Genomic DNA, 17,080 nt, shown 5'->3' on the forward strand with positions numbered 1-17,080 from the left:
ACGGCTGCGGCGTTCGACGGCGGGACGGCGGGACGGAGCGAACAGGGCCCTCTTATACCGCGCCCTCGTTATGAGGTGATTTCCGTGATTTCAGCGAGGTGGGAGAGCGGCGGGGCACCGAGAGGTCCGGCCCGGACAGCGAGCACGACGCCTCCGGGGGAGCAGCCTTGCCCGGGGCCGGGCCGGTGCCTGGCCGGTCGGCGGACTCGCGGGTCGCGCTCGCTTCCGCCGTCTTCTCCTGAGGCCGCCGCCGCGCCGCCGTGCGGAGGACCAGTTGCAAGGCACCGAGCAGCAGCACGGTTGCCAGGGCGCTGTGCCATAGCAGGGCGTCCAGGCGTCCGGCGGACAGATAGGCGCCTACGGCGACGGCCGCCAGCGCGCACACCGCGCGGTCCACGATCGACTCGACCGACAGCAGTGTGGCCCGCGGGGCGTGGGCGGGCACGGCGTCGTTGACCAGCTTGCGCTGGACCGGATAGGCGAAACCGGTGGCTGCGGCGAACAGGCAGAGCAGCACGACGACCGTCCAGGGTCCACCGAGGGCGACGCCCGCCAGGCAGCCCGCGAGGGCGAGGCTGAGCAGGGAGACCCAGGCCACCGGTGACAGGCGACGACCGAGCCACTGGGGGCGCGCCGCCCCCACGGCCTCCGCCACGGTCATGGCGGCGAGCACCCCGCCGTGCGAGGACGCGTCGATGCCGTGGTCGAACAGGATCGGCTGGAACAGGTTGACCTGGCAGATCCGGGACAGCGTGAACACGGCCACGCCCTGCGCCATCACCAGGGCCAGCCACGGCGAGGAGGCGACACAGCGCAGCGCGGCCCTCGCCTCTCCCAGCGAGGTGCCTCTCCCGCGGCCGCCTCCCGCGCCGGATGCTTTCCCCGTGCGGCCCGGCAATCGGGCACCGTCGGCCCTGGCCGGGGAGGCCAGCCGGGGCAGGGCCACTGCGCAGGCCAGGGACCCCGCCGCGCTCACGGCGCTCAGCACGTACGGGGCGGGGTGGGCGAGCGCCATCAGCGGCCCGACCAGTGGCCAGCACACGACCTTCGCGGCGAGTCCGAGCGCCCGTGCCGTGCCCTCCGCCCTGAGATAGTGCTGGTCGCACCCCTCGGCACGCAGCCCGTCGTACAGGTAGGCGCTGGCAGCTCCCGAGGTGAGGGAGCGGCCGGCGGCAATCGCGAGGAAGTGGACGAGGAACCCGGTGTACGAGGCGCTGAAGACCGGGGCGAGGTTCGCCGCCGTCATCACGACCGCGCCGGCCCGCAGGCAGTTGCGGGCGCCGATGCGGTCGGCGATCAGCCCGGTCGGGACCTCGAAGAGGCAGAAGGCCACGTAGTAGATGCTCTGGATACCGAAGATCTGCCCGTCGGAGAGTCCGGCGTCCTTCTGGTACGCGTAGAACACCGGCATCCACCACAGCAGGTTGAACAGCAGCTGGAAGCCGTAGCCCAGCCGGATGATGCGGCGGGCGGTGACGGTCGGAGCGCCGGCCGCGGGCCGTGCGCGGCAGCGCGGTCGCGGGAGACGGGCGCTCACAGCGCGTAGGGGCGGATCTGGACCAGGCGGAAGTCACCCTGGTCGGTCAGCAGCCACTCGATGTCCAGAGGGCGGTCCACCTCGGGTGCGCTGAAGTGGGACTGGAGCAGCCGCCCGGTCAGCGACAGGTCCGCGAGCCGGGCACGGATGCCCGCGGACAGCTCCTCGCCCGCGGTGCCGAGGGCGACGGTGCGGCCGCCGCCTTCGACGGTGTTGTAGAGGTACTGCTGCGGCAGGACGCCTCCCTCGACGACCTGTTCGGGAGAGCCCGGCGAACAGTTGAGATAGACGGTGCGGAAGTCCTCGCGCCGGGTCGGGTCGCAAGTCACCAGGACGCCGCCGAGCGTGGCGGGGACGTACACCTGGATGATCACGCCCATGTACGTGTCGTCCAGGGATATGCCCGCCTGGTGACGCAGCCGCACGCTGCGCGGTGACAGCAGGGAGGCCCACACCTGCCGCACCGCGTCGAGAAGCTCGTCCTCGCCGCGCACAGTGGTGACGGAGTCGTAGACACCGGCCGCGGAGAAACCCGGAAGGTCCTCGGCGTTGGAGGAGGAACGCACCACGAGGCGGCCGTCCCCGGCGAGCGGCGCTGGCACGGCCCGGGTGATCTGCTCGGCGACGGATCCGGGCACCGGAGCGTGCCGGATCAGATGCTGGATCTCCAGGCAGAGCGCGTCGAGCACCTCGGTGGCGCCGAGTTCGAGGGCCATCTTCAGTTTGCCGATGCCCTGCTGGAGCGCCGGGGAGGAGGTGAGGAAGCGGTGCTGGAGGGAGAAGGGCAGGGCGACACCGTCCGGGGCCCCGACCGTGCCGGCGACGAAGGCGGTCGCGGCCGCGCGGAGTTCCGCGGGGGAGGGCGTGCACAGTCCGAGCCGGGCCGCGAGGTGACCGTAGAGGTTCTCCCGCGGCGGCCGGGGGCGGGCGTAGAAGGCGGTGAGGTCAGCGGTGCGGCTGTCGAGCACGTGGTGCAGTTCCCCGAGGTTGGCCGCTTTGGTGCCGTAGCGGTCGCGGTCGGACGCGCGCAGCCGGTGCAGGGACAGCACGGGCGCGTCCTCCAGGAGCGGTGGCTCCAGCCGGATCCGCTGCTGGTGCCAGGCCGGGGCGCGCAGCTCGGGCGCCTGCTCCAGCCGCGTCAGGCTGATCTCGTCCTCGCGGACCCGGTAGCGGACCCAGGCGCCGTCCAGGCCGTCCTTCTCGACGAGTTCTTCCAAGTCGCGGACGATCGCGTTGGGGATGTCCCACCCGGAGGCGAGGACGTTGGTGTGGGACAGCGGGGTCGTCGGCGCGGTGTTGATGAATCCGGCCACCCGCTGCACGTCGTCCGGCAGGCGGGGCATGGCGACGATGTCCGACCAGCCGAGTCCGCCGGCCGCGGCCTCGTACTCCTTCGTGGTCCGGAAGCAGCGCAACCGGCCCGTGACCTCCCCGGGGTGGAGCGGAGTCCTGGCCCTGGTGCCGAAGAGTTCGTGGCCGAGGATGCGCGGCACCCGCTGCTCGCTGACCTCGGCCAGTTCCTCCTCCTGGCGGTGGTTGGCGGGCTTGAGCAGGAGCGGCAGCCTGGCATCGACGCGTTCCCGGACGAAGGTGTAGAAGAACTCCAGCAACGCTCCGTCCATGGTGTCGGCCTCGGTCGTCTCCAGCACGAGAAAGGTGCGCTCGTGGCCTTCCGGTCCTTCCTCGGCGTGGAGGGACAGTACTCCGAGCAGGAAGCGGCGGTCCGGGGCCATGTAGACGGAGGCGTTGAACTCGTCCAGCGAGGCGTCGAGTTCGCTGACGTCCATGCCGAGGACGCGGGTGGCGATGTAGTCGGCGTGGAACGGGTGCGCGGCCGTGTCGAGCAGGTGCCAGGTGTCTTCGGCGCGGTCGACCACGACCTTCAGGTACGGGTGGCCGGCCAGGACGCCGGACAGTGTGCGGAACAGCGGCAGCGACAGGTGCTCACCGACCACTGTGCGGTCGGCCACGGGCTCCCGGGCGCCGGTGGTGAGCGGTGGGGTGCTCATGCGGCGACCTCCTCGACCTCGTGTCCCGCTGCGTCCCGCCGGGCAAGAGGGCCGGCGGCGGGCGTGGACTGTGCGGTGGGGGCCGTGCCGGGCGTGGCGGGTGGCAGCACGGTGGGCAGCGCGTCCACCAGCGTCGTGCAGTCGCGGAGCACGGTGTGCGCGTCGGTGGCGGTCAGCAGGCACAGGGCCGCCATCGTGTTCGCTCCGGCGGCGGGGTCGTAGGCCGGCACGGTGCTGCCGTCGGGCAGGGAACTGTCCGGGACGACCGACAGGGTGCTGCCCTCGCTCAGTGCGACGGCCTCCTCCACCGCGGAGAAGTCCCAGACCCTGCGGTCGGGCCAGGCCCCGCCGTCGCGGTCCACCGCGAGGACGACCAGGGACCCCGCGGCGCTGCGCGCCTCCTCGGGACCCAGTGCCCGCTCGGGCCAGGCGACCGGTCGGCCCAGGAGGTGGTCTACCAGCATGCCGACGAGGTCGAGTCGGTAGACCTCCTCGATCTGGGGGACGGTCATCGCTCCTCCGAAGCGGGCTGCTGTCTCGATCAGCCACATGCGTCCGCCGGGACCGAGCTTGATCTCGGTGTGCGTACCGCAGTCGCGCAGTCCGAGGGCGTCGACGGCCTCCCGGGCGAGGGCCACGACACGGGCCTGGAGATCCGTGGGGAGCGGCGCCGGGATGATGCCGGCGCGTTCGGTGAACGGCCGCACCGTGGGCATCCGGCCACTGACGCAGACGGGGTGGAAGACGCCGTGGGCCACCACGCCCTCGACGCTGACGTAATCGCCCCACCCCGGCTCGTCGAACCAGTCCGCGGTGGCGCCGGTCACGATCTGTTCCACCACGAAGTGCGCGTGGGCATCGGAGACATGGAGCTCCGCGAAGCCCAGCTGAGCGGATTCGGCCATCACCTCCTGCGAGCGCCGCCATGCGGCGGCGGCCTCCCGCGGGGAGCCGATGATCTGGTGGGCGGTGGACCCCGCGCTCCAGGCCGCCTTCAGCAGCAGGGGGCAGGGCAGGGCGGCGGTGGCCTCCTGGAGGTCTGTGGCCGTGGCGACAGGACGGAACGCCGGCTGCGGCAGGCCCTGCTGTTGCCAGGTGTGCCGCATCATCCGCTTGTCGCGGGCGAGCCTTGCCGAGCCTCCCGCTCCCGCGAGACCGAGGGCCTCGCAGGCTTCGGCCACGGCGACGACCGCGTACTCGGAGAAGGTGAGCACCGCGTCCGCCCCCACGGCCTCGGCCCGGGAGACGATCAGCGATACCAGGTCGGTCCGTTCCGCCTCGGCGGGCGACGCGACCGAGGCACACAGACTGTCGGCGGACGCGGCGACCGCGGACGGAAGCGCGCTGAGCGCCAGCAGATGCACTTCCGCTCTGGCGGCTGCCCGGGACAGGACGTAGCCGAGCGGCGGACCACCCTTGGCGTGCACCAACAGCACCGTGCTCACTGAAGTTTGTCTCCCTTCGCGTGTCCGATCGAGGTCGCGGGCGGTGGCCCGGCCCCGCTGTCCGGCGCCCGGGCCTCTTGGGCCGGCGGAGCGCCCGGTGACGCGACGCGTGTCTCACGAGCGGTCACCGCATGCGTACTCAAGGGAATCAGGCGACCGGTACCAGGAACGCCGCACAGGGGCCGGTGCCGATCAGGCAAATGCCAAAGATGTGAACGGCGCTGTCCGGGTGTGAAGGTTCTGTGATCAGGTATAGGCGCACTTTGCGGTGGGAAGTGCCCCGCACTGCGCAGGTCGGCCGGAAACCGGGCATGAGGGTGATTCGCACGGGATAGGCATCGCGGTGTCACCCCGACCTGATCGGTTGAAACATGGACGGAAAGGCTGTGCGTGGATGAGTGCGGGCTCAAGGCACTGCTGGAGCATCTCCCCGTGTTCTGGTGGGAAGCCGACGGGCAGTGGCGGCCTCTGGAGTGGGGCGGCGGCGCCTTCGCCGGCCTGCCCACCGTGCAGCGCTTTCTCCACCGCACGCGGCGGGAAACACCTTTGCGGGGACACTCCGAGAAGGGCGGCGGCCACGGGCTTGTCCTGTTCGACGGCCGGACCTTCGAGGTGAGATGGCTCCTGGCCGGGAGCGGGGACCTGAGCCGTGTCCGCGGGCTCGCGAGGGAGACAGGCGCGCAACCCGCGCCCGGACGCCGGTCGGCGGCCTTCGCGGAATTCGCCGACCTGGCACCGGCCGCGGCCTTCATCCGCGACAGCGAAGGCCGCTACCTGTGGGCCAACCACTCCTACGCGTACCTCTACGGCACCACACCGGAGCAGGTCATCGGCAGCCGGATCGAGGACGTCGACCTTCCCTCCGACGCCGCGCAGTTCCGTGCCCTGGACCAGGAAGTCCTCACTCGTGGCAAGCCGGTGCGCCACACCTTGAGCTTTCGCCGCTCGGACGGCAGCACAGGACGGGCGGCCGGCCACCGCTTCCCGGTGGAGGAGAACGGCCGAACCTGCGTCGCCGGAATCTATGTGGACATCACCGAGCACACCCGCGCGATGGACCAGCGCCGGGAGGCCGAGGAGAACCTGCGGGCGCTGCGCGACCACAGCGGCCTGCCCTGCGCGCTGCTTTCGGCCGACGGCCGGATCGAGGAGGCGGGTGCGGCCACCGCCGAACTCTTCGGGACACGCCTGTCCGACCTGGTCGGGCGCCGGGCGGACACCCTGCTCGCCGCCACGCCGGAGCTTCACCAACTCCGCCTCGCCTGGGAGAAGCTGATCACGCGCCGCGTCAGGCGGATGGAGGTCTCCGCCATGCTCCTCGACGCCCGGGGGCGGCAGCGCCGCGCACAGGTCCACCTGGCCACGGTGAGCCGCCGGTCCGCCGGCCGCGCCGCGCGCGTGTGGGCCGTCGTCACCCACCAGAGCCTCGCCCACGAGGCGCATCCCCCGCTCACGGCCGCGCAGCTCCGTATACTGTCCCTCCTCGCGCAGGGCAGCACCAACGGCGAGATCGCCACCTCGCTGAAGCTCTCCCGGCAGGCCGTGGACTACCACCTCAGCCGGCTCCGCGACCTCCTGGGCGCCGCCACCAGACCCGCCCTCGTCGCCCGCGCCTACGTCCTCGGCCTCCTCGCCCCCCGTACCTGGCCGCCGCGCCCGACCCCGACCACCCTCCCGCCCCTCGGCTCCGCCTGAACGCCTGCACCTTCGTTCTCGACCGGGACGGGCGCCACGAAAGCGTTGCCCACAGCCGGCGGGGACGCTTTTCCGCGGGGCGGGGCCGCGCGGGGTGATGTCACAGGAGTGCGTTCTTTGTCACGAGCCTGTGCCTTCACAGGGCCTGACCAGCGACTTTCTTGCATCCTGAGGCGCGACGGTGTCAGGATGCGGGCGTTCGGCGAAGTGATCACACGTTCGGGAGAGGCACGATGGTGCGGCTGGCGGACCTGGTGGCTGCCGAGCAACAGGCTGCCGAGATGTCCACGGCGTCCCGGCGGCGCTTCCAGGACTTCCTCGCCGGATTCCGGGCCTCGGTGGTGCTGGTGCCCTTCGACGACGGCGGAGGGCTGTACTCGATCCAGTTGGGCGGAATCCGCTGGATCACGGCGTTCTCCAGCGAGGAGACACTCTCCCGCTTCCTTTTGATGCGGCACTTGTACGGAGAGCGCGGCTACCGGGCCGTTCTCGGCGCGCGGCTGCTGGACGCCGTCGCACCAGCCGTGTCCGGCCCTTGCGGCATCGCGCTGGACGCCGGAAGCGAGAACGGCCGCGTGCTGCCGCCGGTGGCGGGTGTGGTACCGGAGCAGGCGGCGGTTGAGCAGCGCCTGCGCGCAGAGGTGAACGGATCTTCAGGGGTGAGGGCATGAGTGGCGAGGAACCGGAGCTGGCGGCACCGAAGTCCGCGCTGAACCTCATCACCAAGGGCATCAACGACGCCCTCGCGGAACTGGAGGAGCTCGGCATGGTCGGGGAGGCCGGGGTGGGAAGGGGCTTCTCCGAAGTGGCGCTGAACAGTCTCCAGCTGGGGCACGGTGGGCTGACCTCGGCTTTCGGTGACTTCTGCGACCGGTGGGAGTGGGGCGTACGCGCCTTGATACAGGAAGGGAACTCGTTCGCCGAGGGCGTCGGCCTCTCCGCCGGGACGCTGCACCAGCAGGACCAGTACATCCAGGGCGCCCTCAAGGTCGCGGTGAACGCCGGTATGGGCAACCCGTACGCGACCGAGGAGGAGATCACCGGCAAGGACTGGGGAGAGGTGCTGTCCGACAACGCCTACACGCAGATCCGCGACGCCGACTACAGCGCCGAGTCCTTCCAGAAAGCCCGCGACACCAGCGTCCAGGCGTGGAAGACCGCCGCCTGGGACGCCGGCACGGCGACGGCCTCGCCCGTGACGGACATCGTCGACGCGGCCGGGCTGCGCGACGACGTGAACGCGAAGCTGCGGGAGACGATCGGCCCCCCGCCCGGGGAGCAAGCCCCTGAGCAGCGGACGGCCACACAGGCCGGGCCTTCGTCGGCGGGTGCCGGCTGATGGGGTTCACCGACACCCTCGGAAGCATCGTCGACGGTGGGAAGTCGCTCGCCAACGAAGGTCTCGGCGCTCTCGAAGAGGGGTGGGAGAAGGGCAAGCGCGGCGTCGGCGAGTTCGTCGACTGGGGGACGAACCAGACCGGGCGCGCCCTGGACGCGGTCGGCGCGGAGGGCGCGGCCGACGCGGTGGAGGACTGGGGCGACGACACGGCCGCGTCGCTGGGCGCGTCGGTCGACGAGCAGCAGCTCGGGCAGACCGAGGAGGCGAACGAGCTGGTGCACGGCTCGCCCTCCGACATCCGCTCCTCGGCCAAGCATCTGCGGGACTTCCAGAAGGCGTTCGACCTGGTGGGCAAGGGCATGCGCAAGCTTGACTCCTCCCACTGGAAGGGCGAGGCCGCCAAGGCCTTCCGGGACAGCTTCCCCATGCACCCGGCGAAGTGGCTGCGCGCGAGCGACGCCTGCGAGACGGCCGCGGCGGCCCTCGAATCGTTCGCCGACACCGTCGCCTGGGCACAGCGGGAGGCCGAACGCGCGGTGAGGGAGTACAAGAAGGGAGAGGCGGCGTCGAAGAAGGCGCGGGACGAGGACCCGCCGCCCGGCAAGGACCCGGGCGACACCCACCGGGAGGCCGCCGAGGAGATCCTGGGACGGGCGCGCAGCCAGCGCAACGAGGCGGCACGCCTGGCAGCGAAGTCGGTGCGTGAGGCACTCGTCCACGCCCCCAAGGAACCGCCTCCGCTGAGCAGGGCCACTGCCACCTACCTGGACGGCATGCAGGCGGGTGCCATCGAGCTGACCCACGTCGCGGGCGGGATCGTGAAAGGCGGCGCGGGCCTCGTCAACTTCGCCCGCGGTCTCAACCCACTCGACGTCTACAACCTGACGCACCCGGCCGCCTACGCGCAGAACGTGAACACCACCCTCGCAGGTCTGGTCTCCACGGCTGCCCACCCGGAGCGCATCCCGCAGGCGCTGCTGGACAGTTTCAAGAAGGACCCCAGTGAGGGGGTGGGGCGCCTCATCCCGGAGCTGCTCGGCACCAAAGGGCTCGGCGCCGCTCGTACCGGGGTGCGGGTGGCCGCCAAGGAGGGGTCGGCGGCGGTCCGCTACGGGGCTCCAGCGGGCGCGGAGGGCGCCGAGGCCGCCGCGCGTACCGGAGCGAGGGAGGCCTCGGGGGCGGGCCGGGACTGGAGCGGCCTGGCGCGGTCCACGGAACGCGTCCAGGAGCGGGCCATCCACTACGATGCGGTGGATCCGGCCAAGGCGCAGGAATTCCTGGACGACCAGTTCCCGTGGATGCGGGACCTGAACAACCGCTGGGAGCCGGGTTACACCCACAACTGCCCCAACAACGTGGTCACGGTCGACCGGCGGCTGGACGGCCACGAGGTGTCCGCGGCCCCGCTGCACGGAGGAGGCGACATGCCCAACTCCGCGTTGCGCAGCGGGCACCCGGACGGCTTCAAGTACTACATGAACAGCTATGACGACATCATCCGGGACATGGAGCAGCGCGGGCCCGAGGCGCGCGGTGCCGTGAGCATCCGCCGCGAGGACGGCACCGGCCACTTGTTCAATGTCATCAACACGCCGCACGGTGTGACCTTCCTCGACGGCCAGACCGGCACGCTCGCCAGACTCGAACAGGACGTGATACGCCTCGGATACATGCCCTACAGAAGTTGACCCGGCCCCTGCCCCTGGGGCCCCGGCCCCGCCCGTCGACCTGTTCGCCCCACCACCCGGAAGCACATGATGATCTCCCACGACGACGCTCTCGAGGCCGCTCGCGCCTTTCTTCGCACCTCGCCGTACGGGGACCGGTTCACGCTGGTCCTGCAACCGGAACTCTCGCGCGAGTACGAGAGGGCCTGGGCGATCCGGTTCGACTCCCGGGAACACCTGGAAACGGGGGATGAGACGCAGGCTCCGTTCGTCCGCGTCGTCATCGTGCCCAAGGACGGTGCCGCGGCCCACCTGCCGCCGACACATCTGCCGGTGGCCGAGTACGTGCAAAACCTCGACCCCGCACAGCCACCGGCCGGTGCCTGACGGACGGGCCAGGGCAGACACGTGGACCAGGACAACGCACGACGGGCCGCTCTCGACTGGCTGAGCGCCACCTACGGGGGCCTGGTCGAGCTGCGGACCGACGAACCGGTCGCCGAGGACGAGGCGAGCCGGCTCTTCGCCTGCCGGGCGGTGCCGCAGCCCGGCTATCCCGGCAGGCCGATGCTGGCCGCCTCGGTCGTCGTGCCCAAGGACGGTGGCAGCCCCTTCCACCCCGCCTCGCACGACCTGTGGGGCGACCTGGCCGAGTTCGCCCGTACGCGTGAGCCGCGTCCGGCCGAGGAGCAGGCGCGCCGGCTCAACGCACGGGGCTGCGTCGTCGCTGTGGAGTGCGGCCTCGCCGGCACGCCGGCACTCCCGCTGCCCTGGTCGCCCGCTCATGAGGCGCCGGGCTGGTGGGACCTGCTGCTTCGCCGGTACTTCCCCGGCGCCGACCGGTCGACATGCGGCGACTGGGACGAGGTCATCCGCGCGACGCAGGAGTCGGGACCGGGCACCCGGGGCGTGGTGTGGATCCGGCGGCAGGCAGCGGGGGTGGAGGTCTCCGGACACCTCGTGCACGTCCACAACAACGACGGGAAGGTCGTCTTCCTCGACGGCATGACCGGCGGACTCGCACAGCTGGAAACGGCGGGCGTCCGGTTTCTGAAGTACGCCCGCCGGCAACCTGCGCCCGACACCCCTCCCGCCCCTCCCGTTCCCCCCTGGCGGCGCCCCGCCGACAGCTTCACCACCGCTGTGGTCAAGGCCGAGACGTGGCTGGCGCACACCTACCGGGAACCGGTCGAACTCCTCGAACCGTCCCCCGAAGACGAACGGCGGCGCGGCTGGCTGTTCGCCTGCAACACCACGGCGTTCCTGGACGGCGGCGACTGGGAACGGGGCATGCTCGACGCCGCGCTCGTCGTGCCGAAGGACGGATCGCCTCCGTTCGGCCTGCCGAACGCGAACCCGTGGTCGTGGTTCGAGTCCTGGGACCGGGGTGCCGACCCGGGTGAGGGCGGCCTGGTGATGCCCCCGAAGCCGGCCACAGCGGCATGGCTACCGTCCACACTGGAGCAGCTCGGCGGACTGCGTTCGGTCTCCGCGCACACCGATCTGGCAGCTGTGCTGGACGAGCTGGCCGCCTTGCCGCCCGGCGCCCGCGCACTCGTCTGGGTACGCCGCCTGGACGGGCGGGGCCGGGAGAGCGTGGGGCTGCTGCTGAACGCCCTCCGCACGCCGGAGGGCCGCACGGCTCTTGTCGACAGCTCATCGGAACCGGTGACCGATCTGAACGCCTTGGACGCCTGCGGTTTCCGCCTGCTGCGATACCGCTGACCCGCTCTGACGGGATGACTCAGCCCGGTGTGCTCAGTCGATGCGGAACTCCTTGCCCCTCGATGTCCAGGGGGTTCCGCCGCCATTCCGTAGAGCGCGGGGTCACGCTGGACAGCAAGTGATCGACCCTGCACCCCGCGAAAGTACTCCCCTCCTGTCGAACGCCATTTGTCGGGAAATCCTCAGTGGGCGTCTCGGACGTCTCGCGCGGCCGGCCCGGGTACGGCGTCGAGCGCGTCGAGTACCGCGCCGCCGTTCGCCCTCGCCCACTCGGTCAGCGTGCGGATCGGATCGATCAGAGTCTCCCCGAGCGGGGTCAGCTCGTACTCGACGCGGGGCGGGGCCTCGGCGTAGGCGTGGCGGCGGACGAGTCCGTGCGCCTCGAGGCGGCGGAGTGTCTGGGTGAGCATCTTGCGGGAGATGCCGCCGATCAACTCGGTCAGCTCACCATGGCGCACCGGGCCCTTGCTGAGGCCCGCGAGCACGACCACCGTCCACTTGTCGGCGATCAGCTCGACGGCCAGACGCGCCGGGCAGTCGGCGAGAAAGGAATCACCAGGGCCGGAACCGCTCATGGCGCCCAAGGTACCCGCGCCGAAGGCACCTGCTGGTTCCTGTCGGAAACATAGCCTGGGCTCTCCCCACCCCCGAAAGGAAAGCCAGGAGAGACATGCGAGTCATCACCCAGCAGACGCTCGGGGGCCCCGAGGTGCTCACCATCGTGGACGCGCCCGAGCCCCGGCCCCTTCCCACCGAGGTTCTCGTCCGTGTCAGGGCGATAGGGCTGAACCCGCTGGAGGCGCGCCTGCGTGCCGGTGAGTTCCCGCTGCTCGGCCGGCCGCCTTTCGTCCTGGGCTGGGACATCAGCGGTGTGGTCGAGGGAGTGCCGGGAACGTGGCGGTTCAGGCCCGGCGACGAGGTGTTCGGGATGCCGCTGTTCCCGCGGGCGGCGAGCGCGTACGCCGAGGTCGTGGCGGCGCCGGCGTTGCATCTGGCACGCAAACCGGCGTCACTGTCGCACGTCGAGGCGTCGGCGCTGCCGGTCGTCGGGCTGACGGCGTGGCAGGGCCTCGTCGACCTCGGCGCCGTGACCGAGGGCGATCGGGTCCTGGTCCACGGCGGTGGTGGCGGGGTCGGCCATGTCGCGATCCAGCTCGCGAAGGCACTCGGTGCGCACGTGACCGCGACCGCAGGCGGGAGCAAACGGAAGTTCGTCGAGGGGCTCGGCGCCGACGAGGTGATCGACTACACGGCGGTCGACTTCACCGAGGTGGTCCGCGACATCGACGTCGTGCTCGACACGATCGGCGGCGACACCGCGGAGCGGTCGCTCGGAGTGCTCCGCCCAGGCGGTCACCTGGTGACAGCGGTCGCCGAGGAGGACGCGGAACTCGCCGCCCGGTACGAGGCGGCAAGCATGCGCTTCAGCGGCATCGCGGTCGACCCGGATCCGGTCGCCCTGCGAGGTCTCGTCGAACTCGTCGAACGGGGCAGGCTCCGGGTCCATGTGCGGGAAACGTTCCCGTTCGACCGCGTCGCCGACGCGCACCGGCTGCTCGACGGCGGTCACCTCCAGGGCAAGCTCGTCCTCACCGTCTGATCCCGTCGTGGGGCACCGCTCCCGGGGCGGCCCCACCCAGTACCCCGCCGGCTCCATGTCATGTTGATCGCATGCCCGGAATCGATGTATCCCGCACACCGGAAGGTGTTTGCCATCGGGACGTCGCAGCATGGTCCGGTCCGGTCGCTCCTCGTCCCTGGGCCTTCTCGGTGCGAGACGATGGGGCAGCTCTTCGCCGGGCTGTGTGGTCCCGGGGTTCAGTTCCTCTCGTGTGGTCGAGCACCGAATCGCTCCGCTGCTGCGGCGGTCAGGGCCGCCGGGAGGCCGTTCAGCCGCAGGCGGGTGGCGCCGCGCAGGTGGGGGAGATCGTCTTCCGGCTCCGCGGACAGGGTCAGGAAGGCCGCTTGCTCGGTCCACCGCAGGTGGGTGCCGTCGGGCTCCGGCTGGAGTTCGACGGTCACCAGCGAGGTCCAGCGGGGGATGGCGTCCACGGTGGAGGTGTACGCGTAGAGGAGCCTCCGGCCCGGCGTGATGGCGAAGTAGTGGGAGGTGTAGGTGAGTTGTTCCGGCTGCGCACCCGGGGTCGTGAAGACGCTCGATACCGTCTCGCCGCGGCCCACCGCGAAGTCATGGTGGTAGGACAGCAGGCGGCCCGGCAGCTTGAACCACCGGCGCCGGACTGCTGTGTCGGCGAAAGCCTCGAAAACCCTGTCCGGGGGAGCTGTGAGTCGGGCTTCGACGGTGAAGGTGTCGTGCCGCACCGTCGGCACCGCAGCGCTGACGGCGCCGTCTGCGGTGGGGTCCGGGGCAGCGGCTTCTGCGGCAGCCATGTTTCACCTCACGTGGCACTGTGGCGGATCAGGGCGGGGCGCCCCTTGGTTACCATCCGTATGTAACGGGGGTGCGGCTGCTGCGATCAAGGTCTCGGCCACGCGCACTTTGAAGTCAGCTACGCACGAGAGGGGAACAGACCATGGATTCCGCGCTGCGTTCCCAGTTGACGGCCGCCGGGGTTGCCGAGGAGTGCGTGGCGACCATCGAGCTCGTGCGCGATGTGCTCGCCCGGGTCGGGGACAAGTGGACCGTCCTGGTCATCACCGCACTCGCCGATGGTCCGCTGCGGTTCACGGCCCTGCACGAGCGGATCGCCGGGATTTCCCAGCGGATGCTGAGCCAGACGCTGCGCTCGCTCACGCGCGACGGTCTGGTCACGCGGACGGCCTACGCCGAAGTACCGCCTCGCGTCGAGTACGCGCTGACCCCGCTGGGCCGGTCGCTCAGCGGCACCGTCACGCATGTCGTGCACTGGGTCCAGGAGCACCAGTCCGAAATCGTCCGGAACCGCGAGGACTTCGACGGGGGCGAGCCCGGACGGTGACTCGCGGGCAGCCGCAACCGTCGCGAACTCCGTGACCCCCGAGGTCGCCCTTGGGCCGGCCCCTCAGAGGGGCGTGTGGTGTGCGAGTGCTGCCGCACACCGCGGCCTCGGTAACGGCTACTGTACGGATCTCTCGTACATTCGTACTTGCTCACGGGGAGATCGCATGCCTGGTTCGGTGTCAGACGCCGCCGGACCCAGCGCTTGGCATACCGCCGTACTCTGCCGCGACTTTGGTCAAACCTCGCCGGGGAACGGCCGAGCACCGTGCCGATCGCAGGTCGCGGTGAGGCGGGGTAGGTTGATCAGATGTCCGATCTGCCGGTGATTCTGCTGCTGTCGGGGAGCTTGCGAACCGGCTCCACCAACGACGCCGTTCTGCGTACGGCACAGGCCGTGGCGCCGGCCGCGAAGGTACGCGCCGTCATATACGGCGGTCTTGCGGAGCTGCCCCACTTCAACCCCGACGAGGACACCGACCCCCTGCCCGCGCCCGTGGCCGGACTGCGCGGGGCGATCGATGCGGCGGCCGGGCTCCTCATCTGCTCGCCGGAGTACGCGGGCACGCTGCCCGGGTCGTTCAAGAACCTGCTCGACTGGACCGTCGGCGGAACCGAGATCTGCGACAAGCCCGTCGCCTGGATCAATGCGGCCGCTCCCGGCCGAGGGCATGGAGCCGAAGCTACGCTGCGGTCGGTACTGGCCTATACCGGCGCGGACGTCGTGGAGCCGGCCTGTGTGAAGCTCCAGGTGGACCGGACGGCACTTGATGACGGCGGTCTCCTCACCGATCCGGAGGTCCGTCGGCGCATAGCGGAGGTGTTGGGTGTGTTGGCCGCCGCCGGAGTGCGGCGGGCAGTCGTGCCGGAGGGGGCATGACCTGGGTGGTCAGGGGGCGCCCGACGTCCCCCGCCGTTCGCCGGCTTCCTGGAGTACGACCGCGAGGAGCCGGGAAAGCGTGCTTCCAAGTCGTCACCGCGCAGAGTGAGGTAGTTCCTGCGGCCCGAGTGGCGCAGGAAGATCACGCCACTCTCTCTCAGTACTCGCCAGTGGTGCGCGAGGGTGGACTTGGGCGTCCCGGCCTCGATCTCCCCGCAGTACTTCCCCTCACCTGAGGCCAGCGCGCGGACGATCTTCATCCGGACCGGGTGCCCGAGTGCAGCGGGAACGTCCTCCAACTGGAATTGCGTGGATGTCACTGGTATGCGGGGGTCGTCCGAACTTCCCGGCCGATGACGACACGTTCAATATCTTCGACGGGGTCCCTGGCGCTGTGGAGAGCGGATGGCCGTTTCCCGTTCGGCGGCCGGCAAACCTGGCGGCCAAGAGCTGGGTAGTCAGCTCCGGCGGTGCCGAAAAGGGGCTCCACCAGGCCGCCCGGTATCTCGCGGGGCAGCTCACCGGTACTGGGCGCGGCCCTCCCCACCCGCTCGCTCTTCGTACTCGAGGGCTCCTACGACGTCCAGGCTCCCTGGATCAGCTCCGCGCGCCCCCGCCTCGCGGCTGCGCTGGCGCCTTGCGCGTTCCGCTTGAGTGCCCCCCACCGGTGACGAGGCCGTGTGCCCGGCCATGCGGACCCCTCCCGTCGGCCGCAGCGCCGGACATCCGTCCGCCGCCGTAGTCGTGACGGTCCTTTCCCGCCATCTATGGAGCCAGCCCGGCCCGCGCCGACCGGCCGTCCGCCGCCGCTGGATTCCCCGTCAGCGGCGGAGTTGCGGCGGCGTCGCGGCAGCCCCCTCTCGCGTCGCGCCACCGGCCGTCGGGCCTGGTGGGAGATGTCCGAATCCGTTCCTCGGGCCTGGTGTGCGAGGCCCGACCGCGAGCGGACCGGGTCGAAAATGGGAGCTTCCACATCACGCTGAGCGGGGTGCAAGCTGCCGGTGCCCCGTCTACCGCAGGTCACGACGGTGTCGCTGAGGGCAGTGCACCTTGTGACCGCTTCGACGAGGGGGAAGGGAAGCATTGATCGACTTAGAAGCACGCGTATTGGTCGTTGCGGACTGCGGAGGGGCCGACGAAATGATCAAGGATCTGGAGCGCCACGGTTTCGAGGCCGAAAGGGTCGGAACGGGCGCGGAGGCAACGGCCGCTGCTGATGACTTCGATGTCGTTCTCATCGATCTCGACCTCACCGACTTCGACGGACTCACGCTGTGCAAGCGGATCCGCGAGGCCAGCCATGTCCCGATGATCGGTTTCGCTTCCGTGGACGAGCTCGACCGGGTGCTGGCCCTGGAAGGGGGGTGCGATGACTGCGTCACGAAGCCCTATCCCAGCCGTGAGCTGATGGCACGCCTCGGAGCGCTGCTGCGGCGCGTGCGGTCCAGGACCCAACCGCTGCTCGTCGCCGGGCAGTTGGAGATCGACCCCAACCTGCGCGAGGTCCGGGTCGATGGCCGGCTGATCGAACTGACCCGCAAGGAGTACGAGATCATCCACCTGCTCGCGGCCGAGCGCGGAAAGATCTTCTCCCGGTCCGAGCTGTTGCGGCGCGTATGGGGCTACGACAACACCGACACGGGAGTGACATCCTTGGCAAGCCGGACCATCGACACGCACCTGAGCAGCATCCGCAAGAAGCTCGGTTCCTCGCAGTGGATCGTCACCGTGCGCGGTATCGGCTTCCGGTTCAGTGATGAGACGGTACCAGGCGAGCCGAACGCGGTGAGACACAGGGCTCGTTCCCAGGGGGAGCGCGTGTAGCGCGCCCGGAGGCACCGGGAG

Annotated in this window: 15 protein-coding genes and 1 pseudogene; 10 read left to right on the top strand and 6 right to left on the bottom strand. The window is 70.7% G+C overall.

Annotated elements, in window-relative coordinates; all coding sequences use genetic code 11:
* Window positions 1-52: 52 nt before the first annotated feature.
* Genes FM076_RS31945 through FM076_RS31955 form a run of 3 tightly spaced genes read right to left on the bottom strand, consistent with a single transcriptional unit; the run spans window position 53 to window position 4,991 of the window.
* The gene (locus FM076_RS31945) at window positions 53-1,537 is read right to left on the bottom strand and encodes an MFS transporter (RefSeq protein ID WP_345945370.1); all 1,485 of its coding nucleotides are present in this window, start codon (window positions 1,535-1,537) and stop codon (window positions 53-55) included.
* A complete protein-coding gene (locus FM076_RS31950) occupies window positions 1,534-3,546 on the bottom strand; it encodes a PEP/pyruvate-binding domain-containing protein (protein ID WP_173874305.1) in 2,013 nt (670 codons plus the stop codon). Before FM076_RS31950 ends, FM076_RS31945 begins: the two co-directional genes overlap by 4 nt.
* Entirely contained in the window at window positions 3,543-4,991 is a 1,449-nt protein-coding gene (locus FM076_RS31955; protein WP_345945372.1) for an ATP-grasp domain-containing protein, read from the bottom strand. Before FM076_RS31955 ends, FM076_RS31950 begins: the two co-directional genes overlap by 4 nt.
* Window positions 4,992-5,381: 390 nt before the next feature.
* On the opposite strand from FM076_RS31955, the gene FM076_RS31960 reads away from it, so the two are divergent.
* The 6 genes from FM076_RS31960 to FM076_RS31985 all read left to right on the top strand — a co-directional run bounded on the left by FM076_RS31960 (window position 5,382) and on the right by FM076_RS31985 (window position 11,417).
* Entirely contained in the window at window positions 5,382-6,686 is a 1,305-nt protein-coding gene (locus FM076_RS31960; RefSeq protein ID WP_173874306.1) for a PAS domain S-box protein, read from the top strand.
* A gap of 233 nt (window positions 6,687-6,919) precedes the next feature.
* On the top strand, window positions 6,920-7,357 hold the full coding sequence (locus FM076_RS31965; protein ID WP_243274699.1) for an SseB family protein: 438 nt from the start codon (window positions 6,920-6,922) through the stop codon (window positions 7,355-7,357).
* Window positions 7,354-8,025 carry a hypothetical protein gene (locus FM076_RS31970; protein WP_173874307.1) on the top strand — a complete coding sequence of 224 codons (672 nt, stop codon included), beginning with the start codon at window positions 7,354-7,356 and terminating at the stop codon, window positions 8,023-8,025. Before FM076_RS31965 ends, FM076_RS31970 begins: the two co-directional genes overlap by 4 nt.
* Window positions 8,025-9,713: a putative T7SS-secreted protein gene (locus tag FM076_RS31975; protein WP_173874308.1), complete on the top strand. Its 1,689-nt coding sequence runs from the start codon at window positions 8,025-8,027 to the stop codon at window positions 9,711-9,713. The genes FM076_RS31970 and FM076_RS31975 overlap by 1 nt, the downstream gene beginning before the upstream one ends.
* Window positions 9,714-9,779: 66 nt before the next feature.
* A complete protein-coding gene (locus tag FM076_RS31980) occupies window positions 9,780-10,079 on the top strand; it encodes a YrhB domain-containing protein (protein WP_173874309.1) in 300 nt (99 codons plus the stop codon).
* A gap of 21 nt (window positions 10,080-10,100) precedes the next feature.
* Window positions 10,101-11,417: a YrhB domain-containing protein gene (locus FM076_RS31985; RefSeq protein ID WP_173874310.1), complete on the top strand. Its 1,317-nt coding sequence runs from the start codon at window positions 10,101-10,103 to the stop codon at window positions 11,415-11,417.
* Between the two features lie 182 nt (window positions 11,418-11,599).
* On the opposite strand, the gene FM076_RS31990 is transcribed toward FM076_RS31985, so the two are convergent.
* On the bottom strand, window positions 11,600-11,992 hold the full coding sequence (locus tag FM076_RS31990) for a winged helix-turn-helix transcriptional regulator (RefSeq protein ID WP_173874311.1): 393 nt from the start codon (window positions 11,990-11,992) through the stop codon (window positions 11,600-11,602).
* Between the two features lie 95 nt (window positions 11,993-12,087).
* On the opposite strand from FM076_RS31990, the gene FM076_RS31995 reads away from it, so the two are divergent.
* Window positions 12,088-13,017 carry an NADP-dependent oxidoreductase gene (locus FM076_RS31995; RefSeq protein WP_173874312.1) on the top strand — a complete coding sequence of 310 codons (930 nt, stop codon included), beginning with the start codon at window positions 12,088-12,090 and terminating at the stop codon, window positions 13,015-13,017.
* A 218-nt stretch (window positions 13,018-13,235) separates the two neighbouring features.
* On the opposite strand, the gene FM076_RS32000 is transcribed toward FM076_RS31995, so the two are convergent.
* Complete coding sequence (locus tag FM076_RS32000) at window positions 13,236-13,808, bottom strand: SRPBCC domain-containing protein (RefSeq protein WP_173874313.1); 573 nt, start codon at window positions 13,806-13,808, stop codon at window positions 13,236-13,238.
* A 143-nt stretch (window positions 13,809-13,951) separates the two neighbouring features.
* Here FM076_RS32000 and FM076_RS32005 point away from each other — a divergent pair, with 143 nt between their 5' ends.
* Window positions 13,952-14,356 (top strand): winged helix-turn-helix transcriptional regulator, encoded by a 405-nt coding sequence (locus tag FM076_RS32005; protein WP_173874314.1) that lies wholly within the window; start codon window positions 13,952-13,954, stop codon window positions 14,354-14,356.
* 309 nt (window positions 14,357-14,665) lie between these two features.
* Window positions 14,666-15,235 carry an NADPH-dependent FMN reductase gene (locus FM076_RS32010; RefSeq protein WP_173874315.1) on the top strand — a complete coding sequence of 190 codons (570 nt, stop codon included), beginning with the start codon at window positions 14,666-14,668 and terminating at the stop codon, window positions 15,233-15,235.
* Window positions 15,236-15,435: 200 nt separating this feature from the next.
* On the opposite strand, the pseudogene FM076_RS35465 reads toward FM076_RS32010, so the two are convergent.
* Window positions 15,436-15,495: pseudogene (locus tag FM076_RS35465) on the bottom strand (hypothetical protein); the annotation flags it as partial.
* A gap of 880 nt (window positions 15,496-16,375) precedes the next feature.
* Here FM076_RS35465 and FM076_RS32020 point away from each other — a divergent pair.
* Window positions 16,376-17,059, top strand: coding sequence for a response regulator transcription factor (locus FM076_RS32020; RefSeq protein WP_173874316.1), 684 nt, complete (start codon window positions 16,376-16,378; stop codon window positions 17,057-17,059).
* Window positions 17,060-17,080: the final 21 nt, after the last annotated feature.

The sequence above is a fragment of the Streptomyces albus subsp. chlorinus genome, from assembly GCF_013302895.1.
Classification (GTDB): Bacteria; Actinomycetota; Actinomycetes; order Streptomycetales; family Streptomycetaceae; genus Streptomyces; species Streptomyces chlorinus.